At 43.9% G+C, this 24,089-nt stretch carries 24 protein-coding genes and 2 tRNA genes; 21 read left to right on the forward strand and 5 right to left on the reverse strand.

Annotated elements, in window-relative coordinates:
- The first annotated feature begins 39 nt into the window (after window positions 1–39).
- Window positions 40–990 carry an AEC family transporter gene (locus KDW99_RS02490; protein ID WP_255827757.1) on the forward strand — a complete coding sequence of 317 codons (951 nt, stop codon included), beginning with the start codon at window positions 40–42 and terminating at the stop codon, window positions 988–990.
- Between the two features lie 53 nt (window positions 991–1,043).
- Here the strand turns inward: KDW99_RS02490 and KDW99_RS02495 are convergent, their stop codons facing one another.
- Window positions 1,044–1,769, reverse strand: coding sequence for a FadR/GntR family transcriptional regulator (locus tag KDW99_RS02495; RefSeq protein WP_255827758.1), 726 nt, complete (start codon window positions 1,767–1,769; stop codon window positions 1,044–1,046).
- Between the two features lie 268 nt (window positions 1,770–2,037).
- Here KDW99_RS02495 and KDW99_RS02500 point away from each other — a divergent pair, with 268 nt between their 5' ends.
- The 5 genes from KDW99_RS02500 to KDW99_RS02520 all read left to right on the forward strand — a co-directional run bounded on the left by KDW99_RS02500 (window position 2,038) and on the right by KDW99_RS02520 (window position 6,820).
- On the forward strand, window positions 2,038–3,036 hold the full coding sequence (locus tag KDW99_RS02500) for a TRAP transporter substrate-binding protein (protein WP_255827759.1): 999 nt from the start codon (window positions 2,038–2,040) through the stop codon (window positions 3,034–3,036).
- 84 nt (window positions 3,037–3,120) lie between these two features.
- Entirely contained in the window at window positions 3,121–3,663 is a 543-nt protein-coding gene (locus tag KDW99_RS02505) for a TRAP transporter small permease (protein ID WP_255827760.1), read from the forward strand.
- Between the two features lies 1 nt (window position 3,664).
- Window positions 3,665–4,948 carry a TRAP transporter large permease gene (locus KDW99_RS02510; protein WP_255827761.1) on the forward strand — a complete coding sequence of 428 codons (1,284 nt, stop codon included), beginning with the start codon at window positions 3,665–3,667 and terminating at the stop codon, window positions 4,946–4,948.
- A gap of 34 nt (window positions 4,949–4,982) precedes the next feature.
- On the forward strand, window positions 4,983–5,777 hold the full coding sequence (locus KDW99_RS02515; protein WP_255827762.1) for an NAD-dependent epimerase/dehydratase family protein: 795 nt from the start codon (window positions 4,983–4,985) through the stop codon (window positions 5,775–5,777).
- Between the two features lie 131 nt (window positions 5,778–5,908).
- On the forward strand, window positions 5,909–6,820 hold the full coding sequence (locus KDW99_RS02520) for a 5-dehydro-4-deoxyglucarate dehydratase (RefSeq protein ID WP_255827763.1): 912 nt from the start codon (window positions 5,909–5,911) through the stop codon (window positions 6,818–6,820).
- Between the two features lie 104 nt (window positions 6,821–6,924).
- On the opposite strand, the gene KDW99_RS02525 is transcribed toward KDW99_RS02520, so the two are convergent.
- Window positions 6,925–7,770: a 2OG-Fe(II) oxygenase family protein gene (locus KDW99_RS02525; RefSeq protein WP_255827764.1), complete on the reverse strand. Its 846-nt coding sequence runs from the start codon at window positions 7,768–7,770 to the stop codon at window positions 6,925–6,927.
- Window positions 7,771–7,868: 98 nt separating this feature from the next.
- A complete protein-coding gene (locus tag KDW99_RS02530; RefSeq protein ID WP_255827765.1) occupies window positions 7,869–8,024 on the reverse strand; it encodes a hypothetical protein in 156 nt (51 codons plus the stop codon).
- A gap of 301 nt (window positions 8,025–8,325) precedes the next feature.
- Between KDW99_RS02530 and KDW99_RS02535 the strand changes: the two genes are divergently transcribed.
- The 12 genes from KDW99_RS02535 (at window position 8,326) to KDW99_RS02590 (ending at window position 18,749) form a co-directional block, all read left to right on the forward strand.
- Window positions 8,326–8,898 carry a YqgE/AlgH family protein gene (locus tag KDW99_RS02535; protein ID WP_255827766.1) on the forward strand — a complete coding sequence of 191 codons (573 nt, stop codon included), beginning with the start codon at window positions 8,326–8,328 and terminating at the stop codon, window positions 8,896–8,898.
- Window positions 8,898–9,368, forward strand: a complete 471-nt coding sequence (ruvX, locus tag KDW99_RS02540) for a Holliday junction resolvase RuvX (protein WP_255827767.1) — start codon at window positions 8,898–8,900, stop codon at window positions 9,366–9,368. The genes KDW99_RS02535 and ruvX overlap by 1 nt, the downstream gene beginning before the upstream one ends.
- Window positions 9,369–9,415: 47 nt before the next feature.
- Window positions 9,416–9,913, forward strand: a complete 498-nt coding sequence (gene pyrR / locus KDW99_RS02545) for a bifunctional pyr operon transcriptional regulator/uracil phosphoribosyltransferase PyrR (protein WP_255827768.1) — start codon at window positions 9,416–9,418, stop codon at window positions 9,911–9,913.
- A 239-nt stretch (window positions 9,914–10,152) separates the two neighbouring features.
- Window positions 10,153–11,157: an aspartate carbamoyltransferase catalytic subunit gene (locus KDW99_RS02550; RefSeq protein ID WP_255827769.1), complete on the forward strand. Its 1,005-nt coding sequence runs from the start codon at window positions 10,153–10,155 to the stop codon at window positions 11,155–11,157.
- A gap of 1 nt (window position 11,158) precedes the next feature.
- Window positions 11,159–12,436: a dihydroorotase gene (locus KDW99_RS02555; RefSeq protein WP_255827770.1), complete on the forward strand. Its 1,278-nt coding sequence runs from the start codon at window positions 11,159–11,161 to the stop codon at window positions 12,434–12,436.
- A gap of 117 nt (window positions 12,437–12,553) precedes the next feature.
- Complete coding sequence (locus KDW99_RS02560) at window positions 12,554–13,660, forward strand: diguanylate cyclase domain-containing protein (RefSeq protein WP_255827771.1); 1,107 nt, start codon at window positions 12,554–12,556, stop codon at window positions 13,658–13,660.
- Window positions 13,661–13,808: 148 nt separating this feature from the next.
- Entirely contained in the window at window positions 13,809–14,537 is a 729-nt protein-coding gene (locus KDW99_RS02565; protein ID WP_255827772.1) for a YggS family pyridoxal phosphate-dependent enzyme, read from the forward strand.
- A 95-nt stretch (window positions 14,538–14,632) separates the two neighbouring features.
- Window positions 14,633–15,460 carry a pyrroline-5-carboxylate reductase gene (proC, locus tag KDW99_RS02570; RefSeq protein ID WP_255827773.1) on the forward strand — a complete coding sequence of 276 codons (828 nt, stop codon included), beginning with the start codon at window positions 14,633–14,635 and terminating at the stop codon, window positions 15,458–15,460.
- 17 nt (window positions 15,461–15,477) lie between these two features.
- Complete coding sequence (locus KDW99_RS02575) at window positions 15,478–16,038, forward strand: YggT family protein (protein WP_255827774.1); 561 nt, start codon at window positions 15,478–15,480, stop codon at window positions 16,036–16,038.
- 150 nt (window positions 16,039–16,188) lie between these two features.
- Window positions 16,189–16,674 (forward strand): pantetheine-phosphate adenylyltransferase, encoded by a 486-nt coding sequence (gene coaD / locus KDW99_RS02580; RefSeq protein ID WP_113917486.1) that lies wholly within the window; start codon window positions 16,189–16,191, stop codon window positions 16,672–16,674.
- Between the two features lie 67 nt (window positions 16,675–16,741).
- On the forward strand, window positions 16,742–16,993 hold the full coding sequence (locus KDW99_RS02585; protein WP_148834327.1) for a YfhL family 4Fe-4S dicluster ferredoxin: 252 nt from the start codon (window positions 16,742–16,744) through the stop codon (window positions 16,991–16,993).
- A 25-nt stretch (window positions 16,994–17,018) separates the two neighbouring features.
- A complete protein-coding gene (locus tag KDW99_RS02590) occupies window positions 17,019–18,749 on the forward strand; it encodes a potassium/proton antiporter (protein ID WP_255829245.1) in 1,731 nt (576 codons plus the stop codon).
- 70 nt (window positions 18,750–18,819) lie between these two features.
- On the opposite strand, the gene KDW99_RS02595 is transcribed toward KDW99_RS02590, so the two are convergent.
- Both KDW99_RS02595 and trmL read right to left on the reverse strand, forming a co-directional pair.
- Window positions 18,820–19,923 (reverse strand): potassium channel protein, encoded by a 1,104-nt coding sequence (locus KDW99_RS02595; protein ID WP_255827775.1) that lies wholly within the window; start codon window positions 19,921–19,923, stop codon window positions 18,820–18,822.
- A gap of 14 nt (window positions 19,924–19,937) precedes the next feature.
- On the reverse strand, window positions 19,938–20,411 hold the full coding sequence (gene trmL / locus KDW99_RS02600; protein WP_072838830.1) for a tRNA (uridine(34)/cytosine(34)/5-carboxymethylaminomethyluridine(34)-2'-O)-methyltransferase TrmL: 474 nt from the start codon (window positions 20,409–20,411) through the stop codon (window positions 19,938–19,940).
- A 119-nt stretch (window positions 20,412–20,530) separates the two neighbouring features.
- On the opposite strand from trmL, the gene KDW99_RS02605 reads away from it, so the two are divergent.
- The 3 genes from KDW99_RS02605 (at window position 20,531) to KDW99_RS02615 (ending at window position 24,070) form a co-directional block, all read left to right on the forward strand.
- Window positions 20,531–20,606 (forward strand) — tRNA-Phe (locus KDW99_RS02605).
- A gap of 85 nt (window positions 20,607–20,691) precedes the next feature.
- Window positions 20,692–20,767, forward strand: a tRNA-Phe gene (locus KDW99_RS02610).
- A 132-nt stretch (window positions 20,768–20,899) separates the two neighbouring features.
- Window positions 20,900–24,070, forward strand: a complete 3,171-nt coding sequence (locus KDW99_RS02615; RefSeq protein WP_255827776.1) for an ATP-binding protein — start codon at window positions 20,900–20,902, stop codon at window positions 24,068–24,070.
- Window positions 24,071–24,089 lie beyond the last annotated feature (19 nt).

Consider the following 24,089-nt stretch of genomic DNA (forward strand, 5'->3'; position numbering starts at 1 on the left):
GCTCTCTATTAACCAAAGAGGTTGGTAGAGCGTTTCTTTATGGAGTCTATGTTGTTGGAAGCAAAAAGCGTTATTTTGGATGTGGCAGCCCCCGTTTTACTTATGGTAGCGATGGGTGTCTTTTTAAGGCGAATCAAGCTGATTAACGACGACTTTATTCTTGTTAGTTCGCGGTTTGTTTTTAAAGTGTGCATGCCAACCTTGCTGTTTTTGGGGTTGTACTCTAATAATCTCAGTGGTCTTATCCGCGTCAATTTTGCGTTATATTTTGTCTTTTCTATTTTCCTCACTTTTTTGCTCGCTTGGTTTCTCGCGATTCGCATTTCATTGCCTGCTGCCCAGCGTGGGGTTTTTGTACAAATAGCCTTTCGAGGAAATTGCGGGGTATTTAGTTTAGCGCTAGCCGTTAACATGTTCGGTCAAGAAGGCGTTGCTATCGGTGGGGTTATGTCAGGATTAAGTGTGCTGCTGTTTAATATCTTGGCGGAAGTAATTTTGACGCGGTACAGTGATGGCGCTCTACGCATTCGGTCTATGTTAAAAAACATGGCGCAGAATCCTCTTATTCTGGCAATTATTCTTGGTGTTCTGGCGAATGTGTGTGCTTTACAGCTACCTGTCTTTATCGTAAAAACAGGCTCCTTGATTGGTGGTGTCACATTGCCTTTGGCATTAGTTTGTATTGGTGGTGCGTTGGCGACAAGCGGTCTTAAGTTGCCTAGGTTTTTTTCTTTTGCCATTCTAGGTAAGGTGCTGATTAGCCCGTTTTTGTTTACTTTTATTGCTTTTTGGCTTGGTTTTACCCAAAAAGAATTATTATATCTCTTCCTATTCTTGAATGCGCCAACCGCTGCATCCGCTTATGTGTCGGCAGTATCGAAAGGAGATGACGGTAGGTCGACTGCAAATGCGATAGCGAGCTCGACGTTAATCTCGTCGGTGATCATTGTAATTTGTGTGCCTATTATCGTTAGATTAACGAGCAGCTGATTAGCCCAACTTTTTGAAAACGTAGGGCTAAGATAGGAGTTTGGCCAGTCATACTATGAGTGGCCTCTATCTATTTCCCTTATCAACTCTCTATATCGTCCAAGCCCATTCGTTAAGTGGGCTCTCATCGCTTTTCTTGCGGCGTCTATGTCTTTTTCCGCATAGGCATCAATAATGGCTTTATGTTCTTCTATTAATATTTTTTCAAGACCTGGCTTCTGAATGAGGTTCGCCTCATCATGAAGGCGAGTTCGTGGAATAGAACGCTTAGCTAATATGGACAGTAAATCCACAAAATGCTGGTTGTTGCTTGCGCTAGCAATGGCATGGTGAAAATCATAGTCTTCTTTTTCTGCGTTTTGCTGGTTTTTTAGTTGGCGTTCTAGCAGGTCGAAACACCGATAAATTTCTGCTTCTTGTGCTAGTGAACTACGTGATATAGCTAATGCAATGCTTTCAATCTCAAGCGCAATGCGGATTTCGATCGTCTCTATGATGGCTGTCAAGGTCATCTCACCTTGCGCTAAGCTTGCTACAGTTTCCGTTTTAGGGCTGGATACAAAGACCCCTACACCCTGCTTTGCTTCGACTAAACCTTCAGCCTTAAGAGTCGCGATGGCTTCACGAAGGACGGTTCTGCTTACTCCCATTTCTGCTATCAAACTCGGTTCTGTTGGTAATTTATCGCCAGGAATGAGCTTTTCTTGGGCGATTTTATCTCGTAGACGTATGGCTATTAGCTGTGGAAGGCGCAATTTGGTGTTGTCTTTTTCTGGCATTTTTATAATGACCTGTTATTTCTCGATTAACATTATGTGTATAAGCGGTAGATAAGTATATCACATATGATGACTCTGGCTTTTCTTTAAATTTTGGCTGTTTTATGAGCGAATTGTAGTGTTTTTTAGATTTAGTCATATGATGTCTGTTGTAATACAACTAAATCTTATGATACAAATTAATTGTTGGTGATATGTGTTTGCTTAAACGGTCATCTCGACAACATAAACCGCCACCGATAATGGTGACGAAAAAGGAGAAATAACAATGATAAAAAAATTTTCCACTAAAAAAATCGGGTCTGCTTTGCTGGTTAGTAGTGCTTTAGCAACGGCTTGCTTTGCGCCCTTAGCACAAGCGGATTGGAAGGGGTGGAATGTCCATCCAGCTGGCTATCCTGTAACGGTTGCGATGGAGTCTTTTATAAAAGAGGCTGAGAAAGCGACCGATGGTCGTGTCAGTGGCCGAGTTTATAATGGTGCTATCCTTGGTAGCCAAGAAGACGCTATTCAAATGATGCAAGTCGGCGGTATCGATTTCGCCGAGTTTAACTTAGGTCCGATCGGTGCCTCCGTACCAGAAGTTAATGTCGTTTCTCTGCCTTTCATTTTCAAAAACGTTGAACACATGCATCGCGTTATGGATGGTCCTGTGGGCGACGAGCTAAGTAAAGCGATGGAGAAAAAAGGGATTATCTCTCTGGCTTGGTACGATTCTGGATCTCGCTCCTTTTATGATTCACGTAAGCCGATAAAAACACCTGAAGACATGAAAGGCATGAAGTTTCGTGTAATGAACAATGAACTTTATGTTGGCATGGTAGAAGCACTTGGTGGTAACGCAACACCAATGGCTTATTCTGAGGTGTACCAGTCTCTTAAAACTGGGGTAGTGGATGGGGCTGAAAATAATTGGCCATCATATGACTCTAGTAATCACTTTGAAGTGGCAAAATATTACTCTTTGACTCAGCACCTTATCTTGCCTGAAACCTTGAGTGTCAGTGCAAAAGCATGGGCTAAGTTGTCTCCAGCCGATCAAAAAGCCGTTCGTAAAGCGGCTCAAGACAGTGCAATGCTTGAGCGTAAGCTATGGGCCGAAAAAGTCACCGAGAGCCGCCAAAAGCTAATCGACGCAGGTATTGAAATTACAGAGATCAAAGATAAATCGGCCTTCCAAGATGCAATGGCTCCCGTTTATGCGAAAGCGGTTAAAGATAATCCTACTTTGGCTCCATTAATCGAAAAAATTCGCAACACGAACTAAATCGTAGAGTGAAGTAAGCGCCGTCATCTAATACTTTGGTGTTGGGTGGCGGTAATTCGATGATTTTTTATCGCGAGTAATGTGATGAATTCTTCTTCTATAAAAGAACCCGTCGTGAAGCGTTTTCTTGATCTGCTGTCAGTCATTGCAATGAGCATGTCTGGCGTTTGCATGGTCATTCTTGTTGTCTCGTTCGGTTGGTTAGTATTTGGTCGTTACGTCTTAAATGACACTCCAACTTGGGTCGAGCAAATGGCGATGTTGTTGGTTACTACGATCACGTTTTTAGGTGCGTCAGTTGGTATTCATCAACGTACGCATTTAAGCGTTGAAATGCTGTCTTTGGTGCTACCAGAGAAGAGCATGAAGTGTGTCGATATTTTTATTGATCTAACGTTATTGGTGTTTGGTGTTGCCATGGCTTACTACAGCCATGAGTTGGCATCTTTTGCTTGGAGTCGCAACATTCCTTTATTGGGTATTCCCGATGGGGTTCGCTACATACCAGTGGTGACAGCGGGCATTCTAATTTTTCTTTTCTCTTCCTATCGTGTGTTCAATGGCGTCGCTGCGTTGTTTTCGCCTCTGGAAGCTGTGAATAAATCCGCTCCAAAAGGGGATCGATAACATGGGCTTAGCAATTTTATTGGGCATTTTTGCCCTATTAACTGTGGTTGGTGTGCCGGTAGCGTTTGCATTAGGTATGGCTGCGATCAGTGCGTTTTGGTACGAAGGTCTGCCTCTAATGATTGGTTTCCAGCGCATTGTGGCTGGCATGTCTACTTTCTCTTTATTGGCTATCCCATTCTTTATTTTTGCCGGTGAGCTGATGCTGCATGGTGGTATCGCAGCACGTTTGATTCGCTTGGCGTCTGCCAGTGTTGGTTGGATGCGTGGTGGCTTGGGGCAGGTTAATGTCTTCTCTAGTATGTTGTTTGGTGGCATTTCTGGATCAGCGGTAGCGGACGTGTCGGCGCTAGGGTCTTTGCTTATTCCTGTGATGAAGGAAAAAGGCTATGACGATGACTATGCCGTGAATGTAACAGTAAGCTCCTCTATTGCGGGGATCATGATTCCACCTAGCCATAATATGATTTTATATGTGGTTGCAGCGGGTGGCGGTATCTCGGTTGCTAGCTTGTTTATTGCAGGTATTGTTCCCGGCATTTTGATGTGTTTGATGTTGGGCTTTGTGGCTCGTTGGATTGCGATTCGTAGAAATTTTCCAACGGAACAGTTTGCGGGGTGGCGCTTTGTCTTTGTGGCGTTTATCGCCTCTTTCCCAGGCTTAATTACCGCGATCATTGTGGTAGGTGGGGCGTTATCTGGCATCTTCACTGTGACTGAGTCGGGGGCTATTGGTGCTTTATATGCAATACTCATTACAGCGCTTGTTTATCGTTCTTTAAGTTTAAAAGACTTCTGGGTTGCTGTTATCCGTTCGGTTAGAACAACGGGGATGGTGATGATTCTAGTGGGCTGTGCAGGCGCATTCGGTTACATGCTGGCTCTCTATGAGGTACCAAAAGTACTGGCGAGTGCGCTTACATCGGTTTCGGATAATCCGATAGTTATCTTTTTGCTAATGAACCTGATTTTGCTTTTGTTGGGCATGATTATGGACATGGCGGCACTAATCCTAATTTGTACCCCTATTTTCCTACCTGTTGCCGTTAGTTTGGGCATGGATCCGATTCAGTTTGGCGTCATGCTAATGATGAACTTAGGGTTGGGGCTTTGTACACCACCAGTTGGTGGCTGTTTGTTTGTGGGTTGTGCCATTGGTGAGGTGCCAATACAAAGAGCAGTGAAGAGTATTTGGCCATTCTACTTGGCAATTTTGGCAGCGTTGATGCTGGTGACTTATATCCCTGCTGTCTCTATGACTTTGCCTGGATGGATTAACCCATAACGATAGGGTCATTGCTGTGGCCATAGGAGTAAAAATGAAACGTGTTTTGATCACTGGCGCTGCTGGCCATTTAGGTAATGTTATGCGTCCCCGATTAAATGACTGGGCGACAGAAATTCGCCTTTCTGACATTGCCAAAGTAGATGATTTAAAATCGAATGAACACTTTGTTCCGTGCGATCTAGGGGATGCTGATGCGGTTATCTCCCTAGTCGAAGGATGTGATGCGATTGTCCATTTTGGAGGGGTATCAACAGAGAATACGTTTGATAATATCTTAAATGGAAACATAAAAGGTGCTTACAATTTATATGAAGCCGCTAGGAAAAATGGTGTAAAGCGTATCTTTTTTGCTAGCTCCAATCATGTGGTTGGTTTTCATGATAGAGAAACACTTTTAGATGCCCACTGTGCAATGCGACCAGACAGTATGTATGGACTATCGAAATGCTTTGGTGAGCTATTGGCACAGTATTATTACGATAAATTTGGTATTGAATCGGCAGTAGTTCGCATTGGGTCTTGTTTTCCCAAACCGAGTAACCGTCGCATGTTATCGACTTGGTTAAGTGAGGGGGATTTGTCAGACTTGATCAAAAAAGTATATGCCGCAGATCGATTAGGTTGCACGGTTATATATGGTGTATCTGACAACCCAAGCACGTGGTGGGATAACCGCCACGCCAAGTTTATAGGTTGGACACCAAAGGATTCATCTGCGGTGTTTGAAAATGAAGCGTATTTGCAAGAAGAGCAGGCAGACCCAAATGATCCAGCAGTCCGTTTTCAAGGAGGGGGATTTGCCTGCGCAGGGCATTTTGAAGATTAGCGTTACAACTTAGTTTATTTCGATTAAATCAAATCGGTTCTTAAGGTTTATTGCTCGATTTATTGGGCAGGGCTTTGTGCTGCCAAAATAAGAGCTTTTTACCCAAAAAATAACAAAAAAAGGATGATTCTATGACACTTTCTGTCGAGCGTATTCGAGCATCTCTTAGCGATGGTTTACTTTCGTTTCCAATTACAGACTTTGATGAAAAAGGCCAATTTAACCCAGAAACCTATAAGGCGCGCATTGAGTGGTTTATTGAGCATGATGTGTCTGCTGTTTTTGTTGCGGGTGGTACAGGGGAATTTTTCTCTTTGGATTTAGCTGAATATAAACAGATTGTTAAAATTGCCGTTGAGACTGTGGCCGGGCGGGTACCTGTGATCGCCAGTGCGGGGCGGAGTGTTGCTGAAGCTAAGATGTTCGTTCTTGCCGCCGAAGAGGCTGGCTGCGATGGTATTCTCTTAATGCCTCCGTTTTTAACTGAGTGCCCAGAAGACGGTATTATTGAATATGCGTCTCAGATTATGCAAAGCAGTCCTATTCAGTTCATTTACTATAACCGTGGTAATGGTATTTTGGGTGCGGAAAATGTCAAATTATTGGCTGCGAATAACCCTAACTTAATCGCGTTAAAAGATGGTGTAGGTAATATTGCCGCCTTGAACGATACGATTAAAACAGTAGGCGATAGACTGGTTTACATCGGTGGTGTACCAACGGCGGAGATCTTTGCTGAGGCTTATCTTTCGATCGGCGTAAATACCTATTCGTCGGCGGTATTTAACTTTATGCCTGAAATGGCGAACCGTTTTTATAAGGCATTACGAGAGGGAAATAAGGCAGTTGTCACCTCTATTATTCAAGACTTCTTTATTCCATTTTGTCGTCTACGGGATGAGAAAAAAGGTTATGCAGTCAGCCTTATCAAATCAGGGGCATCAGCGATCGGTCGATCTGCAGGGGAAGTCAGAGCGCCTTTAACTATGCCGACAACAGAGCAAGAAGGTCGACTGAAAGCGTTAATCGACTCGAATAAATAGAGACCTTCAGTTGTTAGTTGATGTCTCTTAACTTTTAACAAAAAAGCCGCTGTTCATAACAATATGAACAGCGGCTTTTTTGCATTTTACTTTATTAGTAACTACTAGGCGGGTAAAACACCTAATTCCACTAAGCGTTCATGTAAATAGCTTTTTGCCGTATGGCGTTCGGAAAGCACGACTTCCGGCTTCGGATGTAAGAACAGAGGCAGAGAAATACGCGATTTGGTTTTGTCTGCGCCTTCTGGGTTTATTACACGGTGCGACGTTGATGGGAAATACCCACCAGAGGCTTCTTGCAGCATGTCGCCAATGTTGACGATTAATGTACCAAAGTCGCAAGGTACGTCCATCCAAGTGCCGTCTTTGGCTTTGACTTGTAACCCTGGCTCGTTGGCAGAAGGCAGTATCGTCAATAGATTAATGTCTTCATGGGCACCCGCTCGAATCGCGCCAAGTTCTTCATCACCTTTTAGTGGTGGGTAATGCAAGATACGCAGTAAGGTTTGCTGGCTATTTTCTACCATGCTGGAGAGCGGCTGCGTGTAATGCTTTGCCACGTCTACTGGAGAATGCTGTTCTACCCAAGCCAGTAGCTCTTCTGCCAAGCTGGTGGCTTCGCCATAATATTGCTCCAAAGATGGCTTCTGCTTAGCAGGGCATTGTCCCCAAGGGTAGTAGTGAAAGTATTCTTTTATATCTCGTTTGGTATGGCCTTTTGCTGTTTCAGCCGCTTTTGGCGAGAAGTAACCATCTTGTGGACCAACATTGTAGCGATAGTCGTATTTGCTATCGTCCGAGAAAAATTCTTGCCAATCTTTGTAGATAGCGCTAACGAGTTCTTTTTTGATTGGGTGGTTTTTAAGGACGCCAAAGCCTGTTTCACGAAGAGATTTTACAAAATCCTCTGCGGCGGTTGGGCTTGTGTAATCAATAGCTTGTAATTGCATGATTGTTTCCTATAGGCCAAATACTGGCTTTTTGTCTGAAATAGGTACCGTTTGATAATAGACGGATACAGTGAATTTTCGAGAACAATATAGGGAATCTAAGACGACCAACCACTGTGGAAAAAGTAGCGCAAATCGATGGTTTCGGCTTGGTAATGTTCAATCCATTGCGCCAGACTCATCCCATCTAGACGATCAAACATCTCAGCATAAGCCGATTGTGTTTGCACGTTGTTTGAAGATAGTAAGGGCATTACATGCCTCCGAAGCACGATAAATAGATACATTTAACCCTTAATTGAGGATTAAGGGTGCTAGTTTACTGCTTGAAATGTGAGTTTTGAAGGGATTCAGTAATAATTTGTAGTTTGGGGGTGGGCAAATGCGTCATTTGTCCTATACTGCAGAGGTCGGCTATTCTTATTTGCCGTCTTCTTATTGCTCTTCTCTATATCTATATTTCGCCTCATTGGCGAGTTTTGTCTTAAGTTCAGGTACTTCTTAGGTTTTAGTAACTAGCGCGATTTTTGCGCTGTCATCAATTAAAGAGGGCTCATGACTATGAAAGCAATTTTCGATTCGTTTAAAAATCACTTTTTAATTTCTATGCCACACCTAGACGACCCACATTTTGAACATACTGTTATTTATCTTTGTGAGCACACCGAAGCGGGCGCTATGGGGATTATCATTAACCGTCCCTCAAATGTTGATTTTACCGAATTGGCAGATCACCTTGGCATTCGAATCAGCAGCCCACGCTTAACCTCTGAGCCAATTTACACTGGTGGCCCAATGGAGGCAGAGCGCGGCTTTATTCTGCACACCGCAGATAAAGTTTGGAGTAATACGTTGCGAGTGAACGATGAGGTTTCTTTATCTGCGTCGCTAGAAGCGTTGGAAGATATAGCACAAGGTACAGGGCCGGAAGCGTTTCGGATTACACTAGGTTGCGCGGGCTGGGATGCAGGACAGCTTGAAACCGAGATTGCCAATAATGATTGGCTGGTATGCGAAGCGGATTTAGACGTATTATTTAACACACCAAGTGATATGCAGTTTACCGCCGCGACACGCGTGTTGGGAATTGATATGACAAGACTTTCACCGGATATAGGACATGGTTAATGACAGGGTCGATCTCTACAGAAACATCGTTAGATGATAACCAGAAGCCCAATACTGTTTGTTCAGTATTGGGCTTTGATTTTGGCACGACACGCATTGGTGTTGCATTTGGTCAAAGTATTACTGGCACTGCTCAGCCGCTTGACCCGCTTAAGGCCAAAGAAGGTATTCCCAATTGGGATGAAATCACGCGTATCGTCACAGAATGGAAACCAGATGCTTTTGTGGTTGGTTTGCCACTTGACATGGACGGTTCAGAAAATGAGATGTGTCAACGGGCACGCAAATTTGCCAAACGATTGCATGGACGTTTTAACCTTCCTTACCATATGATGGATGAACGCTTGTCGTCTTATGAGGCCAAGGGGCAGGTTATTGCTCGCGGAGGCAATCGTAACTTTAAAGAGAATTCGGTAGATGGTTTGGCCGCTCAAATGATTTTAGAGACTTGGTTTGCAGAGTCTTATTAAGGATTGTTTGCTTCACGGTGTTTTATTATGAAAAGGTTTGAGAAACAATGAAGTTAGATTTAGAGCATTCCCTAGCGTCCATGAAAACGCAATTGGCAGAGTACTGTAAAAAGAACAACATCGAAGATGCCATTGTTGTGGGGATTCATACCGGTGGTGTTTGGGTGGCAGAACGTTTGATGGAAGCCGTGCCAACGACAGAACCTTTGGCGACTTTAGATATCACGTTTTATCGTGATGATTTTACTAAAGCGGGCTTGAACCCCAAGGTAAATCAAACCTTATTGCCAGCGATTGAAGATCGTCACGTAATCTTGGTCGACGATGTATTGATGTCTGGCCGTACGATTCGCGCGGCAATGAATGAAATATTTGATTTTGGCCGACCAGCAAGTATTACGTTAGCTATCCTTTACGATCTAGGTCAGCATGAGTTACCTATTGCTGCGGATATCGTTGGAGAGCATTTAGCTCTTAATCCTGATCAAAGGGTTAAGTTGGCTGGGCCAGAAGTGCTTACCGTTTCTGTGATTGATACCCATTAATATGCATAACAAAGCTTTATTTTTTGATGAACACGTACGACAATTAACGTATGGATAAGATTGACGACACTGTGGTTAAAAGAATGAGATCTCACTCAAAAAAATACGGTGAGACAATCGTTTAGTGTCATAAATGCCCGGCTGCAGTTACTCTGTACCGGGCATTTTCCTATCTGAATATCCTATTTTAAATAGAGAAAGACGACACCATCGTCTTTGCAGTTTGAGGAAAGCAAACCATGATGCGATCCGAGCCTCGGGCATTACAGTTAAATGAATACGGGCAGCTTAAGCACTTTTTAACGCTGGATGGATTGGACAAAACCATTTTGACGGAGATTCTCGATCGAGCAGATTCTTTTCTCTCAATGGGAGAGCAATCGGTTAAGAAGGTACCGCTTCTACGCGGTAAAACCGTGGTCAACTTGTTTTTTGAAAACTCTACGCGTACTCGTACTACATTTGAATTGGCCGCCAAGCGGTTGTCGGCAGATGTTATTAATCTAAACATTGAAACATCAGCCACCTCGAAAGGAGAGTCCTTACTGGATACTCTGAAAAACCTGGAAGCGATGCAAAGTGATATGTTTATTGTCCGTCATTCTGACAGCGGCGCCGCCCACTTTATTGCTGAACATTGCACGCCAAACGTGGCGATTATTAATGCCGGAGATGGACGTCACGCTCACCCAACACAAGCCATGTTAGACATGCTGACGATTCGTCGTCACAAAGGCAGTTTTGATGGCCTCAAGGTCGCTATTGTTGGTGATATTTTACATTCTCGTGTGGCGCGTTCACAGCTTCAAGCACTGACTACTTTGGGGGTGAGTGACGTTCGTTTAGTCGGACCCAAAACCTTGGTGCCAAGTTTTTTTGCGGAAATGGGCGCAACCATTTGTCATGATTTAGAAGCGGGCATAAAAGATGTCGACGTTGTCGTGATGCTGCGTTTGCAGAAAGAGCGTATGAAAGGCGCTCTGTTGCCGAGTGAAAGTGAATTCTATCGCTTGTATGGTTTGACGGAAGAGACGCTTGCTTGGGCGAAGCCTGATGCCATTGTTATGCACCCAGGTCCTATTAATCGTGGTGTCGAGATTTCTTCTGAAGTGGCTGATGGCGAGCATTCAGTTATCTTGGACCAAGTAACTAACGGCATCGCGGTGCGCATGGCTGTCATGTCGATGGCAATGAGTGGTCAGTTACAAAGTGATGATACGCCAGTCGCGAAGGATGAAAAATAACATGAAATTACGTATTCAAAATGGTCGTTTGATCGACCCTAGTCAAGATATTGATGCAGTAACGGATTTGTTTGTTGATAATCAAAAAATCGTTGCGATTGGTGACGCGCCAGCAGGCTTTGAAGACGCTGAAGTGATAGATGCATCAGGCCAATGGATTTTACCCGGTTTGGTGGATCTTGCTGTGTCTCTTCGCGAGCCTGGTCAAACTCAAAAAGGCAGTATTGCAACAGAAGGTCGCGCCGCTGTATCTGGTGGTGTTACGACCTTGGTTTGTCCTCCAGATACGCGCCCAATTGTTGATACTCCAGCTGTGGCTGCGCTTATTCAAGACAAGGCTGACGATGCAGGTATGGCCAATGTGTTTCCGCTTGGCGCCCTAACACAAGGACTGGAAGGTGCGCAGCTGAGTAACATGGTTGCTTTGACCGATGCCGGTTGTATTGCTTTATCGAATCACCGTCATCCGATGGCAAGCACTAAGGTGCTGTCGCGTGCGCTTGAATATGCGTCGACACATGATTTATTGGTGGTTTTTCACCCTGATGAATCCAGCCTTTCAGAAGGTGGTTGTGCTCATGAAGGCTTGATGTCGACCATGCATGGTTTAGCCGGGATTCCTGAAGAAGCAGAAACCATTGCTCTGATGCGTGATTTATTGCTGGTGGAAAAAACCGGAGTACGAGCACACTTTGCTCGATTGTCTTGTGCTAAGTCGGTTGAGATGATTGCCGATGCCAAAGCGTCTGGATTAGATGTCACCGCTGATGTTGCTGTGCATAACCTTTTGTTGAATGATCAAATGCTCAATCGTTTTGATGGTCATTATCATGTGCTGCCACCACTTCGTAGTGATGAAGATCGTCTGACCTTGATCGAAGGTATTAAAGCAGGGGTTATTTCTGCCATTTGCTCTGATCATCAGCCACATGAAAAGATGGCGAAAATTGCACCGTTTGCGGCAACAGAGCCAGGTATGGCCAACGTTGAAATATTATTGCCTTTGGCTATGTTGCTCATGGATGAAGGAGATTTAGACTTTTCGACCGTTTTGACTTGTTTAACATCTGGTCCAGCGGCTTGCTTTGGATTAGAGGCGGGGTCTTTGTCGGTAGGGAGTTTTGCTGACTTTATTTTCTACGACAGCACCGCACGTTGGACTTGGTCTTATGAAGGTCGCAAGACAAAAGGTCATAACTCGCCTTACTTTGGTAATGAGTTCGTTGGGCGTGTGACGTCGACTTATATCTCAGGTCAACGAGTCTATCAGGCTGTTTAAGCCCAATAGTAAGGTCTATTGAGAGTTTTTCTTTCACTTGGCCTTACTATTTCTTTACTTTTTATATTAGCCAGTTAATCTAGTTTGAATTACGGATTATTATGGTTTCAGTATTTTATGCCAATCGACTCTTTAAATTCATTGCTCAAGGAACAGCAGGTCTTGCAGTCTCGTGTTGCATATCTTGAAAAAGAGCGAGATTTCATAAAAAGCTTGTACAGCGATATGCCTCAAACGCTTCAGGTGATCGCCAATGGGTCTTTGTTAAGCACCTCGCTTAATCGCTTCAAAAATAAAATGCAAAGCCAACTGCCCAATGCATACTGCCTTTTTATTATTTGTGATAAAGAGTGTTTGCAGTGGCGTTTGCAATATACCGATTCTATTAATGATCAATTACTCAATTCTAATAGTCAGTTAAGCTCTGTCCCTCAAGCGTTAGTTACTTTTGCAGCAAGCCCGTCTTGCCCGAAACGTCACGACATTGATATTCAGAGTGCATCAGGTTGGAAGCATTGGTTGCCTTTTTTAAAGGATCATGCGTTTTCTGATGTGTCTATGGTCAGTGTGTCAGATAGCCAAGGTTCTATTTATCTGATGTTGGCATTTCAGCGTGAAGAAACTCGCCTAGAAAGCGAGCTAATGGCGTTGGCATTAGACAGCTACGCCTCTTGGTTAAGTGCTGTATTTGAACGAGAGCAAGCGGATTATTTACTGTTAGAAGATAGCCATCGAGATCCTACGACGGGCTTACTAAGGCGCTACAGTTTTGAAAATAGTTTTGGCATTGTTTTAAAGGATTCTCGCCGCCATTTTCAACGCGCTGCATTATTTTCTCTTCGCTTGCTGTCTTCCTCAAAAGTGAATGATGCTGATTTGAAACTACTTGCTGAGGTAATGAGCGATACAGTGCGAGATAATGACCTTATCGCGCATTATGATGAACGTGAATTGGTCATGGGAATTCGTATTCAGCACTTGGAAGACGCTGAAATAGTTGCCGCAAAATTATTAAAATCTCTTAATTCTCCTAAGTTTTCAGACAACCGTTTAATACGTGAAGGATTATCTATTGGTATTGCTTTTTATCCCGAACACTCATCGCTGGAAGCGCTTCATCAAGCCGCTTTATTCGCTGCAAATTCTTTAAAAAATACATCAGGCTACCTCCTTGAGTTTCACGGTGAATGTTATAAATCGAGCGCGGACTTTTATTCGTTGTAAGCCTGTTTAAATCCCGTCTTTTAGTGTGCTTCATGTAAGCTTTTTTCTGCCTTTTAAAAAGATGCTATGATGCGTATCCAGTGCTTTCCTGAGGTACGATTCATGGATTCACTCGTTACATCTTGATAACAGCGGAGCGTGGCGCGAAATGTCGATTGAAGTTGAAAGCAATGAAGCACAAGAGATTAAAGTCAATTTAGCGAGAGTGTCTCGGAAGGTTGAACAGCTTGAGCAGCAGTACCAGCGAAAGGTTGGTAGTGTGCGTGTGTTGGCAGTCAGTAAAACAAAGCCGTTATCTGCACTTGAAGCAGCTTATAGCGCCGGTCAGCGAGCCTTTGGTGAGAACTATGTGCAAGAAGCCGTGGATAAATACCACGCGCTAGCACACTTGTCGGATATTGAATGGCACTTTATTGGGCCTATCCAGTCTAATAAATCTCGTTTGATCGCAGAAACCATGCATTGGGTTCACTCCGTAGATCGTGAAAAAATTGCTCGTCGGCTTAGCGAACAGCGTCCTGACGATTTGCCAGCGTTGAATGTTTGTATTCAAGTTAATATTAGTGGTGAAGATACTAAGGCGGGAGTGACTTTATCTGAGTTAAATGACATGGTGGCGTTGGTGGCAGAGCTGCCTAATTTACGTCTTCGCGGATTAATGGCAATTCCCGCACCACAGGATAATCATGATGCACAATGTGCAGTGTATGAACCTTTGGCTCAGGCTTTTGTTGAATTATCCAAATCCGATAGCATGATAGATACCTTGTCCATTGGAATGTCTGGAGATTTACCAGCGGCCATTGAATCTGGTAGTACTATGGTTCGTGTTGGAACAGCAATTTTCGGCGAGCGAGACTATTCCGCTAAAGCGTGATTCGATGAAAGCACGAATGATTTTGCATATCAAAAAACGTTTGAATAAGTAGATGACAATTGGTCTGCTTAAATGATGAAAGAATAGGATATAAAATGACACCAAGTATCGCCTTTATCGGCGTGGGTAATATGGCAAGAGCGATTTTTAGTGGCATGTTAGCAAGCGGCTATCCTGCGGACAAAATTATCGGTACGTCTAGAACGCCAGAAAAACGCGATTATTACCATGAACAATACGGTATCACTATGCTGGCAGATAATGATTCGGCCGTGAGTCAGGCGGATGTTGTGGTGTTATGCGTTAAACCAGCTCAAATGCAGGCCGTGGTAGAAGATTTTTCAGATCAAGTACGAGAAGAGCAATTGTTTATTTCTGTTGCTGCGGGTATTGATATAGATTCATTGGCTTATTGGTTAGGAAAGCCGGCCGCTGTGGTTCGTAGTATGCCAAATACACCGTCGCAAATTGGCGCGGGTATGACGGGCTTGATAGCCAATGCACACACGAGTAACGAGCAAAAGGATTGGGTAAGTGAGTTGTTTTCTAGTATTGGTAGCTCTGTTTGGGTTGAAAATGAAGGCCACATGCATACAGTAACGGCCTTGTCTGGCAGTGCACCAGCGTATTTCTTTCGCTTCATTGAAGCCATGGTTAACAATGCTAAAGACCAAGGGCTAGATGAAGCTACAAGTCGTGAGTTGGCCAGCAATGCCATGTTTGGTGCTGCACGAATGGTAATGGAAATAGACGAGCCTATTGCTCAACTGCGTAAAAATATCACCTCGCCAAATGGAACAACCGAGCAAGCTTTGTTGTCTTTTGAAGCCGCTGATATTGATAAAATAGTCGCAGATGCAATGACGGCCTGCGTGAACCGATCTAAAGAAATGGCGGCAGACTTTGCCGCCAAGAAAGACTAATTAAGGACATAGACACTATGTATTCCGATCCATTTGTTATGCTCGTAAAGGTAATTTGTAACCTTTACTTATTTATTGTGTTGCTGCGTTTGGTGCTTCAGCTTACTCGCGCAGATTTTTATAATCCTATTAGCCAAGGGATTGTCAAAGCAACAAGCCCAATTGTTATTCCTTTACGTAAAGTGATTCCTGCCATTGGTCGTTTAGATACAGCGTCTCTTGTTCTGGCGTTTGCGGTTCAGCTTGCGACCGTCTTTTTAGTCGTGTTGATTAAAGGTGTGGCTATATCGCCGATTAGCTACGCTATTTATACGTTTGCCGGCACCTTGTACCATTTGTTGGATCTGTTTTTTTGGGCAACGCTTGTTTCGGTTATTCTTAGTTGGGTAGCACCAGGTGCAAATCACCCTGGAGCCATGCTGGTAGGGCAAATTACCTCGCCTTTATACCGTGCTTGTCACCGTGTGATTCCATCACTGGGAGGGTTGGATTTATCACCTATCTTTATCTTTTTAGCGATATTCTTCCTGCAGACAATGATTAGTCCATATATTTATATTTTAGGAACTAGAATCTAAATCATTTTTTACGAATTAGAATAAGAAAACTTGGCGAATTGAGAACAGGGGCGTATTCCTATATGATGCGACCCCTAAACGGGAATTAGCACAGACAAAAGTCGTTAGCTACCTGACTCGTTCTCCCTATTAATTTTTTGGATGAAAGCTATGAGTACGATTGCGGTTTATCCGGGGACTTTTGACCCTATTACAAACGGCCACACGGATTTGGTTGAACGCGCATCAAAGCTATTTGGTAAGGTTATCGTAGCTGTCGCTGCGAGCCCTAAAAAGCGTCCAGCGCTGTCCCATGAATTACGTATATCATTGGCAAAAGAAGTATTGGGCCATTTGCCTAATGTGGAAGTGGTTGGTTTTGATAACTTGCTAACCGAGTTTACTCGCTCTGTCAGTGGCAAAGTAGTCATTCGTGGCTTGCGTGCTGTTTCTGACTTTGAGTACGAGTTCCAGTTAGCCAATATGAACCGTGCGATCGCGCCGGATGTAGAAAGCATCTTTTTGACGCCTTCTGAAAAGCACTCTTATATTTCATCAACATTGGTACGCGAAATTGCGTCTTTAAATGGTGATTTTGGCCAGTTCGTTAACCCAGAAGTAAAACGTGTTCTGCAAGAGCATTATAAAACGATTTAGTTTCTGTTTTTTTAAGTCCCGCTGCTTAATACCTTGATAAGTAAGGCAGCGGTTTTAGGAGAGAAGAATGTCTCTTATTATTACCGATGAATGCATTAACTGTGATGTTTGTGAGCCTGAGTGCCCGAACGAAGCTATTTCTCAGGGTGACGAGATTTACGTGATTGAACCATCAAAATGTACTGAGTGCGTCGGGCATTTTGATGAGCCTCAATGTCAGCAAGTGTGTCCTGTTGATTGCATCCCTTTGGATCCTAATCGCAAAGAAACAGAAGAGCAGTTAATGGAAAAATACCTAACGCTCACAGGTCAACTTTAGTCTATAGGTCGTTGCTACCATCGAAATAAATAGCTATATCTTCCTAGCTGGAATACTGTTTTTAGTCAGTATTCTGGCCAGTTCTTTTACTGTTCGTGTCGGCTTACCTTTATTGCTTGTGTTTCTCGGGATGGGAATGTTAGCGGGCGAAGAGGGAATAGGCCGACTAGACTTCGACAACCCAAGCCTTGCCTTTTTTGTTGGTAACCTCGCTTTAGCCGTCATTCTTTTAGATGGTGGTATGCAGACCAAAACCAGCACCTTCCGCGTTGCCTTATGGCCGTCTTTATCGCTTGCTACCTTAGGCGTTGTGATCACTACAGCCTCTGTTGGGGCGTTTGCCGCTTGGCTTTTAGAGGTTAAGCTAATTTACGGTTTGTTGCTTGGTGCCATTGTTGGTTCGACAGACGCTGCAGCCGTTTTCAGCTTATTGCGTAACAGTGGTGTGAAACTGAATGAGCGTGTGGGCGGTACACTCGAAATAGAGTCCGGTGCCAATGATCCAATGGCCATCTTGCTGGTGGTGATGCTGACTGGGCTTTTGCAAAGTGCAGAGGCATTGAGTATTTGGACTTTCTTAGGCCAAATGATCCAACAGTTTGCAGTTGGTGGTGTCTTAGGTTTGCTTGGTGGCAAGCTGCTGCTCATGATTCTACGTCGTGTGCCTTTAATCGAAGGTTTGTATGCGTTGCTTATTATTTCTTTTGGTTTGGCCGTATTCTCTGGCGTAAACATGATTGGCGGCAGCGGCTTTCTGGCGGTATATCTGGTTGGTTTGACGGTTGGCAACGGTCGAATTAAACAGCAAGATGCCATATCACAAGTGATGGATGGTTTGGCTTGGTTGGCGCAAGCTGGCATGTTCTTGTTGCTCGGTTTGTTGGTGACGCCATCTAGCCTTTTGACTCACGGTTGGCAAGCGGTGGCGATTGCCACATTCTTGATTTTTGTAGCGCGTCCTTTGGCCGTTATGGTGTGTTTATTGCCATTTGATTTCCGCTTGCGTGAGCGCATTTATATTAGTTGGGTTGGTTTGCGTGGTGCCGTACCGATTGTTTTGGCGCTTTATCCTGTTATCGCAGGGCTGTCTAATTCTGAATTGTTGTTCGAAATTACTTTTACAGTGGTGCTTATCTCTTTGCTACTACAGGGATCAACGGTCCCACAAGTAGCGCGATGGTTAAAAATTGTCGTTCCGCCTGCGCCTGCGCCAACGACACGTTTCTCATTGATAAATGACAGTGATTCGGATCACTCTCTAGAGTTGTATGAGTTTTTGGTTCAAGCGGAAGGTGTTCGAATTCCTGCAGCGATAGTGCAGAATGTCCCTAGCGCGACGGTTTCTACTCCTCAGCTTGTTTCCCTCGTTCGGGATCAAAAGCCGATTGTCGTGAATGCTGATACAGAACTGAAATCCGGCGATAAGATTTGGATGTTATTGCATCCTGGTGATGTAAACGACGTGGCGCAGATCTTCTCTCATAAAGCATCTTCATCTTTCTTACTGCAGAACTTCTTTGGTGAATTTGCTATTCGTGGTGATGCATCTTTGATTGATTTAGCGAAAGTGTATGGTGTGCCGATGGATGGTATTGATGAAGCCGACACCGCCGCAGAATTGTTGCAACGTCAGCTTGGTAAGAATCTGGTCGTCGGTGACCGAGTGCGCTTTGGTAATATACGTCTAACCATTCGACAAATGAATGGCAATCAGATCGAAATGATTGGCCTTAAACTGCAAGATAAACAAGCCTGAGACTTTCGCACGACAGCCATGCTAGCTAGATCGCGGCAAAGTCTCAGCTTAAACTATTCGACTACGTTTTTTAATCATTAAAAAACTGACTAATCTCGGCTAACGATGGAATCTCTTGATCGTCGTTGATTAGGATGATCAGTCCTTGAGCATCGATGACCGAATAGGTTTGCGGATGGGTGATAATATCCCCATTTTTGTTCACATAACCAAGCGCAGTACCGACATCTTTTTGAATTAACGTGGTGACGACTTTCGCCCACGCCACGCCAGTTACTTCTACATCAAGACGAATCGTATGATCGCCTTGGTGACGGAACAAATCTTCCAGTACCTGCTCTGTCCCTGGCGCTATTAGCGATCGCACTAGCATTTCAGGATACGCTCTCACAGGTCGTATAACAGCGTTTGCGCCTGCGGCCTTGAATCGAGGTCGGTTTGAGTCATTAATCGCCTCAGCCATGATGAACGCCGATGTGTTAATCGCCTGAACTCTATGTAATGCATCAAAAGTTAAGCTGTCTGAGTAGCTGTCTTGAACGTCTTGGCAAAGCACGACGATGTATTTTGCCTTGCTCGTCCCGGCTGATTCCAGCATGCCATCTTCTAGCGCATCGCCAGTGTGATGAACCACGCCTTGAGATCGTAGGTCCAATGGTAAACCTTCTGGAAACGCCTTTGTGAGGATTTGAATTGGAATGTCGACTAACTCAGGTGTCTGGCTAATTTGATTGATCAGCAAACCTAAGTAGCGTTCTGCATCGTGCTTTGGAGTATTGATGATAAGTATGTGGTTTTGCATGTCGTCCCATCTCATACGGCCTTTGATACGCATTTCTTTGCGGATTAGCCTGATTTCAACATAGTCACTGGCGATCTGTGCGAGCAGGGTGATTCCCATGCCATAAATTAAGACAATGGTGGAAAATTGTCCCCAAAAAGTCGCTGCAGAAATATCACCATAACCTGTGGTACTGGCTGATGTCATGGTTAGCCAAAAAGCTTGCCACCAATTTAAGTCTTCAAAGAACACCATCGCCAAACTGTGCAGCCCGATCACACCGGCTAACAGTACAAGGCGTTTTTTTAAATCGCCTGTTTCGTGCAAGTGTACTTTTTTTCGAAATTGACGACGGCTGTTTTTTTTCTTCAAGAGCAGTGAAAGAGAATTCATCGTACCTCTGTTGGTTATTCGCTATCGGCTGGCATAGCATAACCTAGCTGACGCCAAGATTCGTACACCATAACAGCAACGGTATTGGATAGGTTCAAGCTACGAGAATTTGCTTGCATCGGCAAACGTAAACGCTGAGCGGGCGGCAAGGCTTCAATAAACTCCGCTGGCAATCCGCGCGTCTCAGGGCCAAAAACCAACACATCATTTTCAGCAAAGCTTGCTTCACTGTGCGTATGGCTGCCTTTTGTCGTCAATGCGTAGATAGTACCAATCTCGTTTTGATCAACAAAGGCCTGAAAATCTGGGTAGCGTTTTAGGCGCGTGAACTCATGATAATCTAACCCAGCTCGGCGAAGCTTTTTATCTTCAAGCTCAAAGCCAAGTGGCTCGATAAGATGAAGATGATAGCCCGTATTGGCACACAATCGAATAACGTTGCCCGTGTTAGGCGGAATCTCTGGTTGGTAAAGTACTATATGAAGCATTGGTTTATCTCCTTGATATAGGAAGATAATACCAGACGAGCAGAAGAAACTAAGTTTTTAATTTTTTTTCAAAAAAACTATTGACCAAAAGAAAGGTTTCTCTATAATACGCCCCACTTGCCCAGATAGCTCAGTCGGTAGAGCAGAGGATTGAAAATCCTCGTGTCGGCGGTTCGATTCCGTCTCTGGGCACCATGATTAAAAAGAAAGCCTGCTATTTTTAGCAGGCTTTTTTTTGGTCAGAAATGGCTCGCACATCTTCATAGTCATTTTTCTATTTGCCCAGATAGCTCAGTCGGTAGAGCAGAGGATTGAAAATCCTCGTGTCGGCGGTTCGATTCCGTCTCTGGGCACCATATACTCATCACTTGCTTCTCTTCTCTTGCGCTTATTAAGTTAATGATTTATTACATAACGTAACCAATATTAGATCTTCATAATTCGTGATTTTAGCTATGCTTAGATCATCTTTGATGGAGCAAGTTTGTATGATGAAAGTGATGTCGATTATCGCCTTAACTGCGTTGGGGTATTTTATCCTTGGCGTTGTGGGGTTAGCTGTTGCGATTTCGCCTGGTTATTCGACGATTATTTGGCCCGCTTCTGGTTTGGCGGTGGCGGCGTCTATCTTTTTTCCTAAGTACGCGCCGTTCGGTATTTTCCTAGGGTCTCTGTTGCTAAACATGGGTGCGACTTGGGTTAATAATCATGTGTTTGCTTTGTCTCTTCCTTTTCTTATTGCCCTTGGTTCAACGTTACAGTCTTTTGTTGGCGGCTATTTAGTTCGCCGATTTGTTGGTGTGCCTTTCCAATTTCATCGTACTGGCTTAGTGGTTCGGTTTGTCTTTTTAGCGGGTGTTTTATCCACCTTGATTAGCGCTAGCGTTGGTTCAACGTCGTTACTTTCCTTTGGCATCATCAGTAATGAGGACTTTGTAACCAATTGGCTAGTTTGGTGGGGTGGCGACATGATCGGGGTGCTGGTCATGGTGCCTTGGTTGGCGGTGTGTTTTCCTCAGTATTTTGGTAATAAATTCGAACATCCGCTGCGTTTAGTGGGTGGTTTTCTATTTGTCTTGGTGCTTACGATTGTTTTGTCTTGGGGAAGCAGTTATTCGGAATGGAACAAGCAGTCGAAAGAGTTTCGTTCCAACGCTGAATTGTTAGACGTGTTGCTCAATAATCGTATTAAAAACAGTGTGGATATGCTGCATAGCTTTGTTGGTCTGGTCAAAGGCAGTGATGAAGTGGATGCAAAAGAATTTGAATTGTTCGCTAACAGTGTGATGCAACGCGACGATTCGATACTCATTGTTAGTTTGAATTTTGCTATGGCAGGTGAAAACTTAGCCAGTTTTGAACGTGATATTCAAAAGGACTATCCTGATCGAGTATTTCGAGTTAGGGAAAAAAATGACGCGAACCAGTTTGTTTTTGCTACACCCAGGTCACAACACATAGTCGTCACTTACATTAGTCCTTTGGAGGGGAACGAGCAGGCACTGGGTTACGATGTTTACTCTCAGGCTGACCGACGTTTTGCTCTTGATCAGGCGATAACGTTGCGTAAGGCTTACCCGACGACGCCCCTCAAGCTTGTACAAGGTTCTCATGCCATTCTATTATTTATGCCATTTTTTGATCGGGAAACCGATGTCTTTTTAGGCGTTGCAACCGCAGTAATAGAGCTGGATGTATTAACCAATACCATTGTAGAGCGGGGTTTATTACCTAATACCGATTTGTATTTGGTGGACTTAGATGATGGCTCTTCAACGCCAACGCTTGTCACTAAAAATTTGACAGCGAGCCTGTCTGCTCAAGACGTTGTAGATCGTTACAGTGCGGGTGATTTTAGTCACGCTGTTCGTTTTGATATTGATGTCGGTGGTAAAAAATGGCAGTTATATCAAGTTACTGACAACTACTTTTTCAAACAGCCTTGGATCGTGAAATTTGTTTTGGCTTGTGGCTTTTTGTTCTCCGGCTTGGCTGGCTGGTTTTTATTGATTGTAAGTAGCCACACGGCGGAAATAGAAAATCGAGTGAGATTAAGAACGCGAGATTTGCAGTTGGCAAACGAGCATTTAAAAGCCTCTGAATTGGAACAAAGTAAAGCCAAAGAAGAAGCACAAGAAGCCAACCGCGCTAAAAGTGAGTTTTTGGCGAATATGAGCCACGAAATTCGTACACCATTAAATGGCGTTATTGGTTGTTTGTCTTTGCTGATGAATACGAAATTGCAGTCTGAACAAGCTAATTTAGCTAAAATATCTCAGCAGAGTGCAGAATCCTTGTTGGATATTATTAATGATATTTTAGATTTGTCTAAGATCGAAATGGGGACGCTTACCTTAGATAAACAAGAATTTGAGCTGCGGGCATTAATCGAAGAAATTACCAGTATCTTTGTTTTAAAAGCGGAAGAAAAAGGCATCGTACTGAACTCGCCCACCACGCCGATTCCCAATATGATGTTGTTTGGTGATAGATTACGTATTAAACAGGTGTTGGTGAATTTAATGGCTAACGCGGTCAAATTTACCCAAGAGGGTGAAGTGGCGTTACGTCTTTCGGTTGAGCCGTTAGTTGATGACAGTGTCGTTTTACACATTAATATTGAAGACTCTGGGATTGGTATTTCTGAAACGAATCAAAAGCATTTGTTCCAGCGCTTTAAACAAGCAGACGGTTCGACAACACGTAAGTTTGGTGGAACGGGTTTAGGTTTGGCAATCAGTAAAGAGATTATCCAAGCCATGGATGGGGAGATTGGATTAAACTCAGTAGAAGGTCAGGGTTCTGATTTTTGGTTTCGTATACCACTTGATGTGGTTTCAATGGCTGAGCAGACCCCATTGATAACGGGTGGTGAAGAACAAGCTGTTAGAGTGACGTTAATTTATGCTAATAAAACCGGTCGTGACTATGTTGCTGCATTGCTGGATTCATTTGGTGTTATTCACAATGCTTACGACAGTATTGCTACCGCGCTGGCTGACAGTGAATGGATAGGGCGTTGTGTTTTACTGGACTCTGATGTCATTTCGGCAGTTTCTGATGTCTCTGAATTGAACGCATTCTGTCAGAAAAATGCGATTAAGCGAGTATTGCTACAAGGTCGTTCAGATATGGATTTTGATAAAGAAGTGTATGTTGCTGCTTTAGCAAAACCTGTCTTTCAGCAGCCACTGCTGGACGTGCTTGAAAATCTAAAACCATTAGTGGAAGGAGAGCCTGAGATGGCGAGTGAAGTAGAGAAGACCCCTGATGGTCGGCCAGTATTTAAAGCCAAAGTATTGTTAGCAGAAGACAATTTGACCAATCAGATTGTTGCCCGTGGTTTGTTGAACTTGTATGGCGTAGACGTTGTGGTGGCGAAAAATGGCCAAGAAGCGGTTGAGCAAGCCCAATCGACTCAATTCGATATGATTTTTATGGATTGCCAGATGCCAGTAATGGATGGTTATGAAGCGACACGAACGATTCGCCAGTTTACTGATGGGCAAACGCCTTCTGATGTAGCGATTGTTGCCCTTAGTGCTAATGCAATGAAAGGCGACGAAGACGAATGTTTCGCAGCTGGCATGAATGACCATATTGCAAAACCCATTTCGCAGGAAAAGTTAGTTGCGATACTCACAAAATGGCTTCCTTAGAGAATAGTATGGAAACGGA

The sequence above is a fragment of the Marinomonas rhizomae genome (assembly GCF_024397855.1).
GTDB classification, from domain to species: Bacteria; Pseudomonadota; Gammaproteobacteria; order Pseudomonadales; family Marinomonadaceae; genus Marinomonas; species Marinomonas rhizomae_A.